The following is a 15,748-nucleotide window of genomic DNA, read 5'->3' on the forward strand; positions in this document are numbered from 1 at the left end:
TCTATATTCCAAATGGGAATAGAGTTTAGTGGTTCGTAGCTCGTGTTTCGTGGCTAAATTTAAAACCATCCGCTAGCTACTAACAACTAGCTACTAACAACTAAAAAAAGGTCTTGTCGCACTGCGACAAGACCTTTTTTACATGAGAGATGAAATTAGTCGATGTTTTCTACGACGCAAGCCGTACCCTGGCCGCCACCGATGCACAGTGTAGCCAAGCCGTATTTGCCGCCGACTTCTTTCAAGCCATAGAGCAAGGTTACGAGGATACGAGCGCCCGATGCACCAATCGGATGGCCGAGGGCGATAGCACCGCCATGGATGTTGACTTTATCCATATCGAAGCCGAGTTCACGGCAGCAGTATACAGCCTGAGCTGCGAAAGCTTCGTTAGCTTCGACGAGGTCGAGGTCTTTGACTTCGAGGCCAGCTTTAGCCAATGCTTTACGGGAAGAAGGAACAGGGCCGGTACCCATGATGGACGGATCGACGCCAGCGGAAGCATAGCTTACGACTTTAGCCATCGGTTTGAGGCCGAGTTCTTTCGCTTTATCAGCGGACATAACTACGAATGCAGCTGCGCCGTCGTTGATGCCGGAAGCGTTACCAGCAGTAACTGTGCCGCCTTTTTTGAAGGCCGGTTTCAATTTAGCAAGGCCTTCCATGGTCGTGCCTTCACGCGGGAATTCGTCTGTATCGATGACGACGTCCTGTTTTTTCTGATGAACCGTTACCGGAACGATCTGAGATTTGAATGCGCCGCTCTTGATAGCTTCGCAAGCTTTGACCTGAGAACGGACACCGAGTGCATCCTGGTCTTCACGAGTGATGCCGAAGCGTTCAGCAACGTTTTCAGCCGTGATGCCCATATGATAATCGTTGAATGCATCCCAGAGGCCATCTTTGATCATGGTATCGACGAGGACACCGTTGCCCATACGATAGCCATAACGAGCTTTAGGAACAGCGAAAGGAGCCATGGACATGTTTTCCATGCCGCCTGCTACGATGACGTCAGCGTCGCCGGCTTTAATCATCTGAGCTGCCAAGGATACGCAGCGGAGACCGGAACCGCAGACTTTGTTGACCGTAAGAGCCGGTACTTCGATAGGCATGCCAGCTTTGATCATAGCCTGACGAGCCGGGTTCTGGCCCTGAGCAGCCTGAAGGACGTTGCCCATTACGACTTCATCGACGTCTTTACCTTCGATGCCAGCACGTTTGAGAGCTTCTTTAATGACAACAGCGCCGAGTTCTACAGCCGGTGTGTTTTTGAAACCGCCACCGAATTTACCAATTGCTGTACGGCAAGCGCTTACGATAACTACTTCTTTCATTGGAATCACTCCTTGGATAATTTTTTACGTATGAAATAGGTGCCGGCGAATCAGTATGAGAGGATACACCGGGCGAAAGTATCATAATAAAAATGATACTTTGATATTGCTATCATACACCTTTTTTAAGGAAATGTACAGAGCACGTTCAAAAAATTACGTACTCCATACATCTCCCTTACTTATGGCTAGGGAATAGGGAATTTTTGAATTACAGACGTTCTACGATGATAGCCGTGCCCTGGCCGCCGCCGATGCAGAGGGAAGCCAGACCATATTTACCGTTGATTTCCGGTTCAGCCAATGCGTAGAGCAAGGTGACGACGATACGAGCGCCGGAGCAGCCAATCGGATGGCCGAGGGCGATAGCGCCGCCGTGGATGTTGACTTTGTCCATGTTGAGGCCGAGTTCGCGGACGCAGTATACGGACTGAGCTGCGAAAGCTTCATTCAATTCGATGAGGTCCATCTGGTCGACGTTCATGCCGGTCTTCTTCATGACTTTGCGGACTGCCGGAACAGGGCCAGTACCCATGATTGCCGGTTCAACACCAGCCGAAGCCCAGTCGATGATGCGAGCCAGCGGTTTGATGCCGAGTTCTTTAGCTTTTTCAGCGGACATTACGACAACAGCAGCTGCGCCGTCGTTGATGCCGGAAGCGTTACCAGCGGTAACTGTGCCGTCTTTGATGAAGGCCGGACGGAGTTTAGCCAGTGTTTCCATGGTGCAGTTCGGACGGATGAATTCGTCTTTGTCGACGATGACATCGCCTTTTCTCTTATGAACCGTTACCGGGACGATCTGGCTGTCGAATTTGCCTTCCTGCTGAGCTTTGTAAGCCAACTGTTCGGAACGGCAAGCCAGTTTATCCTGATCTTCACGGGTTACATTGAAGCGAGCGGCAACGTTTTCAGCCGTTACGCCCATGTGGTAGTTGTTTTCCGTGCAGAACAGGCCATCGCGCATGAGCAAGTCTTCGAGGACGCCGTTGCCCATACGATAACCGCGGCGGCCTTTAGCGATGGAGTAGGGGGCGTTGGACATGGATTCCATACCACCGGCTACGATGATGTCAGCATCGCCGAGTTTGATCTGCTGGGAAGCGAGGGAAATGGCACGCATACCGGAACCGCAAAGTTTATTTAATGTGAAAGCAGGAACTTCCTGAGGAATACCCGAATGAAGGGCTACCTGACGGGCCGTGTTTTCACCGCAGCCAGCCTGGAGTACGTGGCCCATGATGACTTCGTCGATCTGGTCGACAGGAATACCTGCGCGTTTGATTGCTTCAGTAACAGCAGCTACACCGAGGTCTACCGCGGTGACGTCTGCGAACTGGCCATTGAAACTGCCGATGGCCGTACGGCAAGCACTTACGATAACAGCATCTCTCATTAGAAAAACCATCCTTTCGTGATGTGAAACAAAGTATAGAATAATATAGTATATAAGACTTAGTTGACGGAGCCGCCGCTTACGCAGCTCCTTGGGGGTTACGCTGAAATGAAGAACTTGAGTTCTAAATTTCACAATCTCCATGCCTATATAGTACATTTTTTCACAAGGAAATGCAAGAGGAAAATGAATTTTCCCTATGCTAGATAATCATGATAAAGAAAGGGTCAGATGAGAAAAGAATAAAGAGAACGAATAATTTGGTATACGTATGGTTGGCGGCTAGCCGCTCGTAGAGCCGTCCTGGTCCAGGCGGCCCGTTATAGGAATCCCATAAAAAACGCAGGTCCGCTGTTTGCAGGCCGCGGCGGCGATGATGCTGTAGGGACGCCACGTGGGGCGCCCGTTATGACTTTGGGGGATTCTCTCGGCAAACGGAGTGGGAAATCGCACATTTCCTAGGCGGGCCGCCCTTTGGGACGGCCCCTACGAACCCCTAGCCACTAGCCCCTAACCACTAAAAAAGGGCTTGCCGCGATGCGGCAAGCCCTTTTCCTATTCCTTTTAAAGAAGATGAGCGATGAAACTGTACGAAAGTAAAGCGCCCATGGAGATGATGATTTTTGCGTCTGCACTTAAATTCATAGTTCTTACCTCTTTTCTTCTTTAATATATTGCGAAACTTAATAATTTTAAATATGTATCAGATATTGAATCCGGAAATCGGAACTCTTTATCTATAAATATAATATCATATGCGTAAATAAAATCAATAGCCAGAAAATGCAACGACTTGACACCTGTATTACCACAATGCAAATATAGGTATTTGAACAGTATAAAAACAGGAAAATGGCCGAAAAATCCTTTTAAATAGAATAAACAAAAGCAAAGGACAAGAAGTGTAAAAGTGAATAAAATAGATATTTATTCAAAACAGAAAAATATTAAATTTTACGTTAAAATAAAGTATAAACTTAAAAATAGAAAAATGGTGACTGACAGGCACTAGCGACAGGGCGGGAAATGCCTTATAATGGATACAATATCCTTTGATGCCGTGACGTCGTTACGGCTGTCATCAGTAAGTGAAATTATTATATAAATGTTTTATATAGTGGGAGGAGTATCATGGGATTTTTTGATGCCTTTTTTAAAGAACACCAGAGAACGAAGAGCGAGGAAATCTATGACAAGGCCTTGCAGATTTTCAATTCGCCGGAATTACAGAATCAGGCCCTGTCAGGCAAACTGGCCGACAAGGTGACGCATGGCGAAGATTGTGACATCATTCCAGGTTCATATGGTCGTTTTGGCCACGATAGGACCAATCCAATTCCCGTCAATGGACCGAGTGGAGAATTTGTCTACTTATCGCGCCTGCGCCTGCGCCGGACCGGATCGATGGTCTTTTTCCACAAAGCCGGCAGCGTCGACGGCATCGATGTCTTTGAACTGACCAACGTCAGCGGCAAGTTCGTCGACCGCCTGTATGTCGACATGTACCATCCCCGCTGTTCCCGCCGCTATCCGGAAGGCTATACGCTGGAAAAGGAAGCTGTCTTTCCCCGCGGAGTGACGACGAACCTGCCCGATTTCCCCAAAGGACTCTACAAAGCCATCAAAAAAGAAGCCAAGCAGCGCCTGGGCATCGACGTCGCTGATAAAGAAAGCGATTGCATCGATGTACCGGCTGTCCAGGAGGCGTTAGCCCATCTGCGGAAGGAAAGGCCGGTGGCTCCTGTCATGAAGCCATTGAAATAAAGGGAAACTATGGTATAATTACACCAGGTTAGTAATGTAGATTATTAGGAGGGTTATCGATGAGAGAATTACCAAAAGCCCATGAAATTTGGCGCCATTTCAAAAAAAATACTTATGAAATCATCACCATTGCCGAACATACGGAAACCGGTGAAAAATTTGTCATTTACAAGGCCTTGCACGATACGATGAAGACCTATGCCCGCCCGTTGAAGGATTTCATGAGCGAAGTCGATAAGGAAAAATATCCCCGTGCTGAACAGGATTATCGTTTCGTCAAGATTAAATAACCTTGACAAGGCCTGCCATGGCTGATATAATATGTACTGTTGAAAATAAAGCAGAAGCTATCCGCTTCTCACCTTACAAGACGGTCGTGTCACTAGGGTCTATGACGGAAACGTAGAGCGGATAGTCATGCTATCCGTTCTTTTTTTATTTCGGAGGTGAAAGACGATTAGTAAGGAATTACGTATCAACGATCAAATCAGAGCCCGTGAAGTGCGCGTGGTCAGTGATTCTAACGAACAGCTCGGTGTCATGTCTCTCCGTTCGGCCCGCCAGATTGCGGAAGAACGGCATTTGGACCTGGTAGAAGTCGCACCGAATGGCAAACCGCCTGTCTGCCGCATCATGAACTACGGGAAATACCGTTATGAACAGCAGAAGCGTGAAAAGGAAGCCAAGAAAAAACAGAAAGTCTTGACATTGAAAGAAGTAAAGCTTCGTCCCAATATCGAAGACCATGACTTCTACGTTAAGATGAAAGCTGCGCAGCGTTTCCTGGGTGAAGGCAGCAAAGTCAAAGTTACGATCATGTTCCGCGGCCGCGAAATGAGCCATCCGGAACTGGGCCGTGATTTGCTGGTTCGATTCGCTGATGAATTGAAAGACACCGCCCATGTAGAAAAAGAACCTAAAATCGAAGGCAGAAACATGACCATGGTCATCGCTGTCAACAAGAAGTAACAGGAGGACAATTATTATGCCGAAATTGAAAACTCGCCGTGCTGCGGCAAAACGCTTTAACACAACTGGTACAGGTAAAATCAAACGCATGAAACCGTATAAGAGCCACATCCTGGAAAGCAAGAGCCCGAAACGTAAACGTAACCTGAGAAAAGCTACGCTCGTTTCCAAGACCATGACCGAAGCCGTCCGCAAGATGTGCCCGTTCATCTAATAGGGAAAATACTTTTTTTGATATAGATTCGGAGGAATAGACTAATGGCAAGAATCAAAGTTGGCGTTACAGCACACGCTCGTCATAAAAAAATCTTAAAAATGGCTAAAGGCTACCGCGGTACCCGCAGCCGTCTCTTCAAAAAAGCTAACGAAAGCGTCATGAAAGCGCTCTACTACGCTCGTCGTGACCGCCGCGCCAAGAAACGCGAATTCCGTAAATTGTGGATTGCCCGTATCAACGCTGCAACTCGCGCTAACGGCCTCAGCTACAGCCGCTTCATCTGCGGCCTCACCAAAGCTGGTGTCATCGTAAACCGCAAAATGCTCGCTGACCTCGCCGTCAACGACGCAGCTGCTTTCGCAAAACTCGTAGAAGTTGCAAAAGCACAGTAATTTATGTAAATAAAAATCCCCTGCATGAAGGTTTCCACCGTCATGCAGGGGATTTTTTTCTGCAGGGGCTGGCAACTATCAGCCACGAATCACGAACCACGAATCACGAACCACGAAAAAAGGCGCTGTCTTCATGCGACAGCGCCTTTTTTTCAATGCCGCCAGGCCTTGGGCACGGGGATGAGGAAGGCGAAGATGGCGCCTATGATGGCGCAGATCCAGAGGCACTGCAGGGCCGTGGGGATGCCCCACTGGTCAGCGCCCCAGCCGACGATTGGCGAAATGAGGCCGCCAATAGTCGTCGTCAGACCCAGGGTGACGCCAGAAGCGAAGCCGACGTTTTTGCCGAGGTATGTCTGCCCCAGGACGACGATGGGACTGTAAGCGGCGAACAGCGAAAAGGCGACGGGGATGAGCAGCAGCGTCGCTGCGATGAGGTTCGTACTGTTTACCAGGAAGAACATGGAAGGAATCATGATCAGCATGGAGCCGCGAAGGACGCGGAGAAAGCCGAAGCGGTCGGCCAGGACCCCGCCGAGGAAGGTGATGACGACGCCCATGGAAAAGAGGATGGACAAGGCCAGACTGCCTGTGGACGGCGAGGTATGCAGGACGTGGATCCAGTAGAGGGGAATGAAGGTGTTACAGACCGTAAAGCCGACGGAACGGACGAAGATGACGACGGATAAGCGTCCAAACGCGCTCCAGTCGTTGGTCAGGACTTCGCCGGGATGAGCCTGTTTTTCGGCCAGGTTGGCATCGTTGACCAAGGCTAAGATGTGCGGCATCTGATGATAGAGGATGAAGGCGATGATTGCATTGACGATGCCGAAGATGACCAGACCGTGGATGTCGAAGGCATAGGCACAGGCGCCGGCTACCATGGGGCCGATGGCGAAGCCGGCATTGCCGCCGACGGAGAAAGTCCCCAGGGCCTGTCCCTTGCGGTCGCCGGCGATGTTGTTGACCATACGGGCCGCTTCGGGGTGATAGATGGAAGAACCGAAGCCGCTGAACATGGAACAGAGGAAGATGAACCAATAATTCTGAGTAAAGGCCAGCAGGGTCAGGCAGAGGCCGCAGAGGACGGGGCCGAGCGGTGCGAACCAGGGCTTGGACACCTTATCGGAGTAATAGCCGAAAATCGGCTGGGATACGGACGATAAGAGCATATTGGCAAAGATGAGCGTCGCCGCGTCTTGATAACTCAGGTTACACGACGAGATGAAATAGGGCAGGAGGGCCGGGATGGCGCCTTGCGCCCAGTCTACGGAAAAATGGCCCGTAGCGAATAGGTATACATAAGGACTTAGTTTCTTCATACAAATCCTCCTTTCAAGAAATATGAATCGTTTCTATTATAACATAGACTATTTTCCTTTTCCTGTTGGTGTTATAATAATAACAAACTAATCAATATATATTAGAAGGAGTGGTTATTATGGCATCAAAAGAAATGTACGCCCTGGGGTCACAGGCTTCGGTCATCCGCGACCTTTTTGCTTATGGCCAGCAGCAGGCGGCTGTCGTCGGCAAGGAAAATGTCTTTGATTTCAGTATCGGCAATCCGACTGTCCCGGCTCCAGCCTGCGTCAAAGAAGCCATTGAAGATATCATGGAAACGCGGGAATCGGCAGCCATCCACGGTTATACGGCCGCTGCTGGCGATACGGCTGTCCGCCAGGGCCTGGCTGACTTCATGAACCAGACTTATGACGCCCAGGTACGGGCCGATAATTTCTATATGACCTGCGGGGCTGCGGCCTCTTTGACGATCAGCCTCAAAGCCCTCGTCGAAAGCCCGGATGACGAAATCATCCTCATTGCACCGTTCTTCCCGGAATATACGGTCTTCGTCCAGAATGCCAATGCCAAATCCGTCGTCCTGCCGCCGGATACGGAACACTTCCAGATTTCCCTGGATGCCTTGGAAAAGGCCATTACGCCTCATACGCGGGCAGTCATCATCAATTCGCCGAACAACCCGTCTGGCGTCGTCTATTCCGCCGATACTTATGAAAAACTGGCCGCTTTGCTGACGCGGAAATCCCAGGAAATCGGTCATGCCATCTATATCATCTCAGATGAACCGTACCGGGAAATCATTTACGATGGCCTTCCCATCCTCTATGTCCCGAAATTCTATAAAGATACGATTATCTGCTATTCCTACAGTAAATCCCTGAGCCTGCCTGGCGAACGTATCGGCTACGTCCTGGTCCCGGACTGCGCTGCCGATGCCAAGGAAGTCTATACGGCTGTCTGCGGGGCCGGCCGTTCCATGGGCTTCGTCTGCGCACCTCATCTCTTCCAGGACGTCGTCCTCAAATGCCTGGGCCAGACCAGCGATATGAATATTTACGACGAAAACCGCAAGCTTTTATATAATGGATTAAAAGAAATGGGCTACGACTGCGTCTATCCGAGCGGTGCTTTCTACCTCTTCGTCAAATCGCCCGAAGCCGATGCCAAGGCTTTCTCCGATAAGGCCAAGAAACTGAACCTGCTCATCGTCCCGGCCGACAGCTTTGGCTGCCCTGGCTACGTCCGCGTATCGTATTGCGTCGATCCGGATATGATCAAACGGTCTTTTGCTGCCTTTAAGAAATTGATGGAACAGTATCAATAAAAAAGTGTAAGAAATTGGAAGAATTTCCTTGACACGTCCTGTATCTGTGGTATACTAAACAAGTCGTTAGGAAATGGGCCTATAGCTCAGCTGGTTAGAGCGCACGCCTGATAAGCGTGAGGTCGGTGGTTCAAGTCCACCTAGGCCCACCAATTTTTTCACTTGACAATTTTCTGCGATATGTTATACTAAGCAAGTCCCATGACATGGGCCTATAGCTCAGCTGGTTAGAGCGCACGCCTGATAAGCGTGAGGTCGGTGGTTCGAGTCCACCTAGGCCCACCACACAGACCATCGTTTGGATTATTCCGGAACGATGGTTTTTTTTTCAACAGAAGGAGGGGAGACCATGACGGAAAGTGAAAGGCAGCTCCAGGCGATGGCCCTGTCGATTCAGGCAGCCCGTCAGCAGGCCGGATGCAAGGTACCTGTTGCGGCACCGCCAGCAGCGGCTGATGCGATTCCCAATCTCGGCGGCGAAGCCCGGTCAGGCGACTGCCTGGTCAGTATGCTGGCCAGCGGCAGCAAGGGCAATGCGGCCTATATCCGTTGTGGGAAGACGAATATCCTCATCGACGCCGGCATCAGCTGTCGCCGTATCGAACAGGGATTGAAGCGCTATGACTGCACCTTGAGCGACCTCGACGCGGTCTTCATCACCCATGAACATTCGGACCACGTCAACGGCTTGGCGACGCTTCTCAAGCGGACGGCCATGCCCGTCTATACGACGGCCGAGACCTGGCAGGCCATGGGCCGGAAAGTAGAAGGCTTCCAGGACCGTTTCGTCCGGCTGACGCGGCGCGTAGGACTGAAAGACATCCAGGTCATCCCCTTTGCCATCTCCCACGATGCGGCCCGGCCCGTCGGTTATACTATCTGCCACGGCGATTCGAAGATTACCTTGGCGACGGACTTAGGCTGTGTCAGCCCCGACGTCGCAGCCGCTGCGGCTTATGCGGATATCCTCATCTTAGAAGCCAATCACGATGAGCAGATGGTCCGCAACGGTCCGTATCCGTATCCGCTCCAGCAGCGCATCCTTGGCCGCTGGGGGCATCTGTCCAACAAGACGGCAGCCGCTTTTCTGGCCGGTCTGCCGACGAAAGGCGTCATGCGGGTCCTCCTGGCCCACCGCAGCGAAAAGAACAATACGCCGTCCCTGGCGCTGCACACGATGCGTACAGTCTTATCCCAGGCCGGCCGGGTCATCGGCCAGGATATCTTATTACGGCTGGCCTGCCAGAAGGGCAGTGTCCGCTTCCAGGAAGGGAGTCATGAACTATGATGCAACGCAAACATATCATCACGGCAGCTGCTGCCGTCGTCCTCATCGCTGTCGGCGTCTTCGGCGGCTTCAAGATCCACGATGCCTTTTTTACGCCGAGCGGCACTTATAACGGAACCGTGAACCAGCTCCAGGAACCGTCGAAATCGGATTCCATCTCGGATGCCCGAAATACGGCTGTCGTCCAGGCTGCCAAGAAGGTCAGCCCGGCCGTCGTCGGCATTACGACTAAAGTCTATAACCGCGATATGTTCAACCGGAAAGTCCTGGTCGGTGAAGGCGTCGGTTCCGGCGTCATCTTCGACAAGGCCGGCTATATCGTAACCAATAACCACGTCGTCGGTACGGCCAAGACGGTCATCGTCTCCCTGGCCGATGGCCAGAGTACGGAAGGGACCGTCGTCGGCCGCGATGAAAAGACGGACTTAGCCGTCGTCAAGATCAAGATGGACAACCTGCCCGTCGCTGAATTTGGCGACAGCGATTCCCTGCAGGTCGGCGAACCGGCCATTGCCATCGGCAACCCGCTGGGCCTGGAATTTCAGGGGACCGTCACGGTCGGCGTCATCAGCTCTTTGAACCGGACTATCGGTGCCGAAGGGCAGAGCATGAAGCTCATCCAGACTGACGCTGCCATCAATCCGGGCAATTCCGGCGGCGCTCTCGTCGATGCTGACGGCAAGGTCATCGGCATCAACAGCGCCAAGATTTCTAAAGAAGGTGTCGAAGGCCTGGGCTTCGCCATTCCTATCAACGCAGCCCGCCCGATCCTGCAGGACCTCATCCAGAACGGCAAGGTCGTCCGCCCGTACCTCGGCTTATACGGCCTGGACCAGCAGATGGCTGCCCGCTTCGGCATGAGATTGAATGTACCTGGCATTTACGTCTATAAAGTCGCTGCCGGCGGACCTCTGGATCAGGCAGGACTCAGACACGGCGACGTCATCTTGAAACTCGATGGCACCGATGTCAAAGACTTCAGCGCCCTCCAGAGCGTCATGGACAAGCACAATGTCGGCGATTCTGTCAGCCTGGATTATACGCGCAACGGTTCGGACCACGAAGTCACCGTCGTCCTCCAGGAAAGTCCGCAGAATGATTCGTCAGACCAGGGGGATGGGACCAACTGATGAAGTATCACGTCATTACCATCGGCAAGATCAAAGAGAAATACCTCACCGCCGGCATCGACGAGTTTTTGAAGCGCCTGCGCCCGTATGGCCAGGTCGAAGTGACCGTCCTTCCTGAAGAGAAGATGCCTGAGAATCCGTCGCCGGCCCAGAAGGCCCAGGTCCTCGACAAAGAAGGGGAGAAGATGCTGCGCCACGTCCGCCAGGGCTCGCACCTCTTCGCCCTGGATGTACAGGGGAAACTCGTATCCTCTGAAGATCTGGCAGCGTCCTTTGCCAAACTGGCCCTGTACGGCTGCAGTGAAATCTCCTTCATCATCGGCGGCCCCTTCGGCCTGAGCGACCTCGTCCGCCGCAAAGCCGACAACTGCATTTCCTTTGGCCGTATTACCTTGACCCATCAGATGATACGCCTCCTCTTATTGGAACAAATCTACCGGGCCATCAAGATCGACCGGCACGAGCCGTATCACTTATAAAACAAAGCCCCTCCCGTGGAAGTTATGCCTATCCAGGGAGGGGCTTTTTCTTGACATCTCCCGGCTGCGGACGGTATAATAAATCTGAAACATGTGACTGACGGAAGTGGAGTTACCACGGGGAGCATGATTCATACGAGCCGACCGTCTGGGCGAAACGTTCCAGAAGTGTCGGTATTTTTTTATTTTTGCTTAACTATTCAGGAGGAATCACCATGAAAGAACTGCAATTAAAATACGGCTGCAACCCCAATCAGTCGTCGGCCCGGGTTTATATGAAAGACGGCAGCGACCTGCCCTTTACGGTCCTCAACGGCCGCCCCGGTTATATTAATTTGCTCGACGCCTTCAACAGCTATCAGCTGGTCAAAGAATTGAAAGAAGCAACGGGCCTTCCGGCTGCGGCTTCCTTCAAGCACGTCAGCCCGGCTGGGGCCGCCGTCGCCACGGAAATGAGTGATACCCTGAAAAAAATATACTGGGTCGACGATTTGAAATTGTCACCCCTGGCTTCGGCTTATGCTTGTGCCCGCGGTGCCGACCGCATGAGCTCTTATGGTGATTTCGTCGCCTTGTCCGACGTCTGCGACGTTGAAACGGCAACGCTCCTCAAACGGGAAGTTTCGGACGGCGTCATCGCTCCGGGCTACAGCGACGAAGCCCTGGCCATTTTGAAGACCAAGAAGAAGGGGAACTACTGCGTCCTCCAGATTAACCCGGACTACAAGCCGCGCTTAATCGAATCGAAGGAAGTCTACGGCGTCACTTTTGAACAAGAACGCAACGAAGCCAAGATCACGACGGACCTCTTTAAGAATATCCCGACGAAAAACAAGGATATCCCCGCCGATGCCCAGCGCGATTTGATGATCGCCCTCATCACCCTGAAATACACTCAGTCCAACTCGGTCTGCTACGTCAAAGACGGCATGACCATCGGCGTCGGCGCCGGTCAGCAGTCCCGCGTCCACTGCACGCGCCTGGCTGGTAACAAAGCCGATATCTGGTGGCTCCGCCAGAATCCGAAAGTCCTGAATCTGCCTTTCCGCGACGATGTCCGCCGCCCGAACCGCGACAACGCTATCGACGTCTACATCTCCGATGATTACGAAGATGTCCTGGCCGACGGCATCTGGCAGGATCTGTTCACGGAAAAACCGGAACCGCTCACACGGGAAGAAAAGAAAGCCTGGATTGCCCAGCTCCACGGCGTCGCCTTGGGCAGTGATGCTTTCTTCCCCTTTGGTGACAACATCGAACGGGCTCATCGCAGCGGTGTCGACTACATCGCCCAGGCCGGCGGCTCCATCCGCGATGACAATGTCATCGAAACGTGCGATAAATACAACATCGCCATGGCCATGACCGGCCTGCGCCTGTTCCATCATTAAGCATATCCCCCTTTCTGTCGGGAAAGGTCGTTTTCTTTTATATTCAATGTTTGGGGTTTGATGTTTGAAGTTTGATGTAATGGCTTTTAAATTTAAAATCATTTGCTAACTGCTAACCCCTAACTGCTAACTGCTTAAAAGGAGCTGTCGCGATGCGACGGCTCCTTTTTCCACCAATTCCAGGAGGGCCGCCCTTTGGGACGGCCCCTACGAGCCACGAACTACGAGCCACGAACCACGAAACAAGAGGTGATATCATGAAAACCTATACATCTGTCTGCCCTTATGACTGCCCCGATGCCTGCGGGCTTGTCGTTTCTGTCGACGACGGCCGCGTCGTGTCCGTCGCCGGCGATGGGGCCCATCCTTTTACGCGCGGGACGTTGTGCCCGAAGATGGCCCATTATGAACGGACCGTCCATTCGCCGCGCCGTCTGACGATGCCTTTGAAGCGGACCGGGCCCAAGGGAAGCGGCCAGTTTGCACCTATTTCCTGGGACCAAGCCCTGGCGGAGATTGCTGAAAGGTGGAAGGCGATTATTGCCGATTGTGGTGCCGAAGCCATCCTGCCTTATTCCTATGCCGGCACCATGGGCATTGTCCAGCATGATGTTCTGCACGGACTGTTTTACCGTCTGGGCGCTTCGGAACTGGACCGGACCATCTGCGCTCCGGCCAAAGGGCAGGGATTCAAGGATGTCATGGGCAGCACCATGCCGACGGCACCGCAGGAAGCTCAGGACAGCGACTGCATCTTCCTCTGGAGTCTCCACATGGTGGCGACGAATATCCATTTCCGCCACGATGTCGAAACGGCCCGGCGCAAAGGGGCCGTCGTCTGGTGTATTGATACGTACCGCCATAAGACGGCTGATTTAGCCGACCATTTCGTCGCCGTCCGCCCGGGGACCGATGGAGCCCTGGTCCTGGGCATGATGCATGTCCTCGACCGCGATGGACTGGCCGATGAAGCCTTTCTGGCGGCAAACGTCCTCGGCTGGGACGAACTGAAAGTTCAGGTCCTCCCCAAGTATACGCCGGAAGCCGTGCAGGCTATCACCGGCGTACCGGCTGCGACTGTCGTCGCCTTGGCCCAGGCCTACGGACAGGCCCGGGCGCCTTTCATCCGCCTCGGCAGCGGCCAGTCGCGCTATCGCAACGGCGCCATGACGACACGCCTCATCACCTGTCTGCCTGCCGTCGTCGGCGCCTGGGGCAAGAAAGGGGCCGGCCTGTTGACGTCGGCATCGGCGTCGAAAGCCTATGATAAAGAAATCGTCACCCATTCCGATTGGAAACAGCCAGGCAAGCGCATCGTCAACATGTGCTGCCTCGGCCAGGCCTTGACGGAAGATGATAGCATCCGCAGTCTCTTCGTCTATTCGTCGAACCCGGCCTGCACGGCGCCGGACCAGAACCAGGTCCTGAAAGGACTTTGCCGGGACGATTTATTCACCGTCGTCCATGAACGCTTCATGACCGATACGGCCCGCTATGCCGACCTCGTCCTGCCGGCGACGACGTCCCTGGAGCACGACGATGCTTATTATTCTTATGGCAACTATACGATTCAGTGCGGCTATGCGGCCATTCCGCCAGTCGGCCAGAGCCGCTCCAACTGGCGCATCGCCTGTGACCTGGCCCATGCCCTGGGAATCAAGGATGAGTTCTATAATCGCTCGGAAAGGGACCTCGTCGAAGCCCTGGCTGCATCGACGACGAAATGGCCCCTTCCGGTAGACCGGCAGCGGCTGCTCCAGGGATTGCCGACGCCGCTGCCCCTGCCGGACGATTATCAGACCCGCTTTGGAACGCCATCAGGGAAAATCGAAATCCGCAACGAAGCCCTGGCCCAGCCTTTGCCCGACTATATGCCTTTGGCTGAAGATGACGGCACCCTGGCTTTCGTCAACGGCCCGGATATGCGCATCCTCGATTCGTCCTTCAATGAACGGGACGAGCTGACGGCCGGCCACATCATGGACCTCTTCGTCCATCCCGATGATGCAGCCCGCTATGGACTGACAGAAGGGCAGACCGTGACCTTGGCCAATGAACGGGGCCAGGCCGATTTCACCGTCGTCATTTCCGACCGGACCGTACCAGGCCAGGTCGTCAGCGAAGGCGTCTGGTGGCGCGAATGGGTCAAAGGGCAGGGGGCTTCGGTCAACGTCCTCACGTCCCAGCGCCTGACCGATGAAGGTGCCGGCAGCACCTTCTACGACGTCCGGGTCTCCATCATCAAGTAGAGAGCACTGTTGCCACATCCGTAGAGGCGGGCTTGCCACGTGGGCGCCCGCCAGCAGCTGTGCGTTATTGGCTGTCTGGCGGATATGCCATCTGACAAGTAAAAATACTTGACAGATGGGTCGCTTTCCGTTATAATACCAAAGTACGCTGTTTGAAAGGCGGTGAAGCCATGCTTGAAGATGTAGTCCGCAAGGGACGGCTCCTCGATTTGTACGGGCCTTTGCTTACGGAAAAACAACGGCGCTGCATGGAAATGTATTTCGATATGGACTTGTCCCTTAGCGAAATCGGTGAAGAACTGCACATTTCCCGTCAAGGTGCCTATGACATGCTCAAGCGCGCGTCCCACTCGCTGGAAAATTACGAACAGCGCCTTCATCTGCTGGCCCGCTACGATGCGGTCCGGGATAAAATCGATGAAGTAGAGTGGCTTCTCGACCGGGAAGAACCGCAGACCCTTGAAAGAGCGAAACAGCTTTTGCATGAAATAGAGTTATAGAAGGAGG

15 protein-coding genes, 2 tRNA genes, 1 riboswitch and 1 other annotated feature are annotated in these 15,748 nt (G+C 53.0%); of the genes, 14 read left to right on the top strand and 3 right to left on the bottom strand.

Annotation, left to right across the window (positions count from 1 at the left end):
• Positions 1-155 precede the first annotated feature (155 nt).
• Together NOS26_RS06750 and NOS26_RS06755 are read right to left on the bottom strand one after the other, a co-directional pair.
• The gene (locus tag NOS26_RS06750; RefSeq protein ID WP_014015981.1) at positions 156-1,337 is read right to left on the bottom strand and encodes an acetyl-CoA C-acetyltransferase; all 1,182 of its coding nucleotides are present in this window, start codon (positions 1,335-1,337) and stop codon (positions 156-158) included.
• Between the two features lie 211 nt (positions 1,338-1,548).
• Positions 1,549-2,733, bottom strand: a complete 1,185-nt coding sequence (locus tag NOS26_RS06755) for an acetyl-CoA C-acetyltransferase (RefSeq protein WP_255917401.1) — start codon at positions 2,731-2,733, stop codon at positions 1,549-1,551.
• A gap of 1,131 nt (positions 2,734-3,864) precedes the next feature.
• Between NOS26_RS06755 and NOS26_RS06760 the strand changes: the two genes are divergently transcribed.
• From NOS26_RS06760 to rplT, 5 genes are all read left to right on the top strand, one after another.
• Positions 3,865-4,497 (top strand): hypothetical protein, encoded by a 633-nt coding sequence (locus NOS26_RS06760; RefSeq protein ID WP_014015983.1) that lies wholly within the window; start codon positions 3,865-3,867, stop codon positions 4,495-4,497.
• A gap of 59 nt (positions 4,498-4,556) precedes the next feature.
• Complete coding sequence (locus NOS26_RS06765; RefSeq protein ID WP_014015984.1) at positions 4,557-4,787, top strand: DUF1653 domain-containing protein; 231 nt, start codon at positions 4,557-4,559, stop codon at positions 4,785-4,787.
• 42 nt (positions 4,788-4,829) lie between these two features.
• Positions 4,830-4,939 (top strand) — a sequence feature (ribosomal protein L20 leader region).
• Positions 4,940-4,953: 14 nt separating this feature from the next.
• Positions 4,954-5,466, top strand: coding sequence for a translation initiation factor IF-3 (infC, locus tag NOS26_RS06770; RefSeq protein ID WP_071601828.1), 513 nt, complete (start codon positions 4,954-4,956; stop codon positions 5,464-5,466).
• 16 nt (positions 5,467-5,482) lie between these two features.
• Positions 5,483-5,680, top strand: a complete 198-nt coding sequence (gene rpmI / locus NOS26_RS06775) for a 50S ribosomal protein L35 (protein ID WP_014015986.1) — start codon at positions 5,483-5,485, stop codon at positions 5,678-5,680.
• A 44-nt stretch (positions 5,681-5,724) separates the two neighbouring features.
• On the top strand, positions 5,725-6,075 hold the full coding sequence (rplT, locus tag NOS26_RS06780; protein WP_014015987.1) for a 50S ribosomal protein L20: 351 nt from the start codon (positions 5,725-5,727) through the stop codon (positions 6,073-6,075).
• A 152-nt stretch (positions 6,076-6,227) separates the two neighbouring features.
• On the opposite strand, the gene NOS26_RS06785 is transcribed toward rplT, so the two are convergent.
• The gene (locus tag NOS26_RS06785) at positions 6,228-7,397 is read right to left on the bottom strand and encodes an MFS transporter (protein ID WP_054336283.1); all 1,170 of its coding nucleotides are present in this window, start codon (positions 7,395-7,397) and stop codon (positions 6,228-6,230) included.
• A 119-nt stretch (positions 7,398-7,516) separates the two neighbouring features.
• Between NOS26_RS06785 and NOS26_RS06790 the strand changes: the two genes are divergently transcribed.
• The 9 genes from NOS26_RS06790 (at position 7,517) to ylxM (ending at position 15,741) form a co-directional block, all read left to right on the top strand.
• Positions 7,517-8,704, top strand: coding sequence for a pyridoxal phosphate-dependent aminotransferase (locus tag NOS26_RS06790; RefSeq protein ID WP_014015989.1), 1,188 nt, complete (start codon positions 7,517-7,519; stop codon positions 8,702-8,704).
• Positions 8,705-8,779: 75 nt separating this feature from the next.
• Positions 8,780-8,856 (top strand) — tRNA-Ile (locus tag NOS26_RS06795).
• A gap of 56 nt (positions 8,857-8,912) precedes the next feature.
• Positions 8,913-8,989 (top strand) — tRNA-Ile (locus NOS26_RS06800).
• A 64-nt stretch (positions 8,990-9,053) separates the two neighbouring features.
• Positions 9,054-9,992 carry an MBL fold metallo-hydrolase gene (locus NOS26_RS06805; protein WP_054336284.1) on the top strand — a complete coding sequence of 313 codons (939 nt, stop codon included), beginning with the start codon at positions 9,054-9,056 and terminating at the stop codon, positions 9,990-9,992.
• Positions 9,989-11,122, top strand: coding sequence for a S1C family serine protease (locus NOS26_RS06810; RefSeq protein WP_014015991.1), 1,134 nt, complete (start codon positions 9,989-9,991; stop codon positions 11,120-11,122). The genes NOS26_RS06805 and NOS26_RS06810 overlap by 4 nt, the downstream gene beginning before the upstream one ends.
• Positions 11,122-11,601 carry a 23S rRNA (pseudouridine(1915)-N(3))-methyltransferase RlmH gene (rlmH, locus tag NOS26_RS06815; RefSeq protein ID WP_014015992.1) on the top strand — a complete coding sequence of 160 codons (480 nt, stop codon included), beginning with the start codon at positions 11,122-11,124 and terminating at the stop codon, positions 11,599-11,601. Before NOS26_RS06810 ends, rlmH begins: the two co-directional genes overlap by 1 nt.
• 83 nt (positions 11,602-11,684) lie before the next feature.
• A riboswitch (ZMP/ZTP riboswitch) is annotated at positions 11,685-11,762 on the top strand.
• A gap of 54 nt (positions 11,763-11,816) precedes the next feature.
• On the top strand, positions 11,817-12,992 hold the full coding sequence (locus NOS26_RS06820) for a phosphoribosylaminoimidazolecarboxamide formyltransferase (RefSeq protein WP_022497573.1): 1,176 nt from the start codon (positions 11,817-11,819) through the stop codon (positions 12,990-12,992).
• Between the two features lie 257 nt (positions 12,993-13,249).
• Positions 13,250-15,241: a molybdopterin-dependent oxidoreductase gene (locus tag NOS26_RS06825; protein ID WP_255917403.1), complete on the top strand. Its 1,992-nt coding sequence runs from the start codon at positions 13,250-13,252 to the stop codon at positions 15,239-15,241.
• Positions 15,242-15,411: 170 nt separating this feature from the next.
• The gene (gene ylxM, locus NOS26_RS06830; protein WP_255917404.1) at positions 15,412-15,741 is read left to right on the top strand and encodes a YlxM family DNA-binding protein; all 330 of its coding nucleotides are present in this window, start codon (positions 15,412-15,414) and stop codon (positions 15,739-15,741) included.
• Positions 15,742-15,748 lie beyond the last annotated feature (7 nt).

The sequence above is a fragment of the Megasphaera sp. SC8-1 genome (assembly GCF_024436295.1).
Taxonomy (GTDB): domain Bacteria; phylum Bacillota; class Negativicutes; order Veillonellales; family Megasphaeraceae; genus Megasphaera; species Megasphaera elsdenii.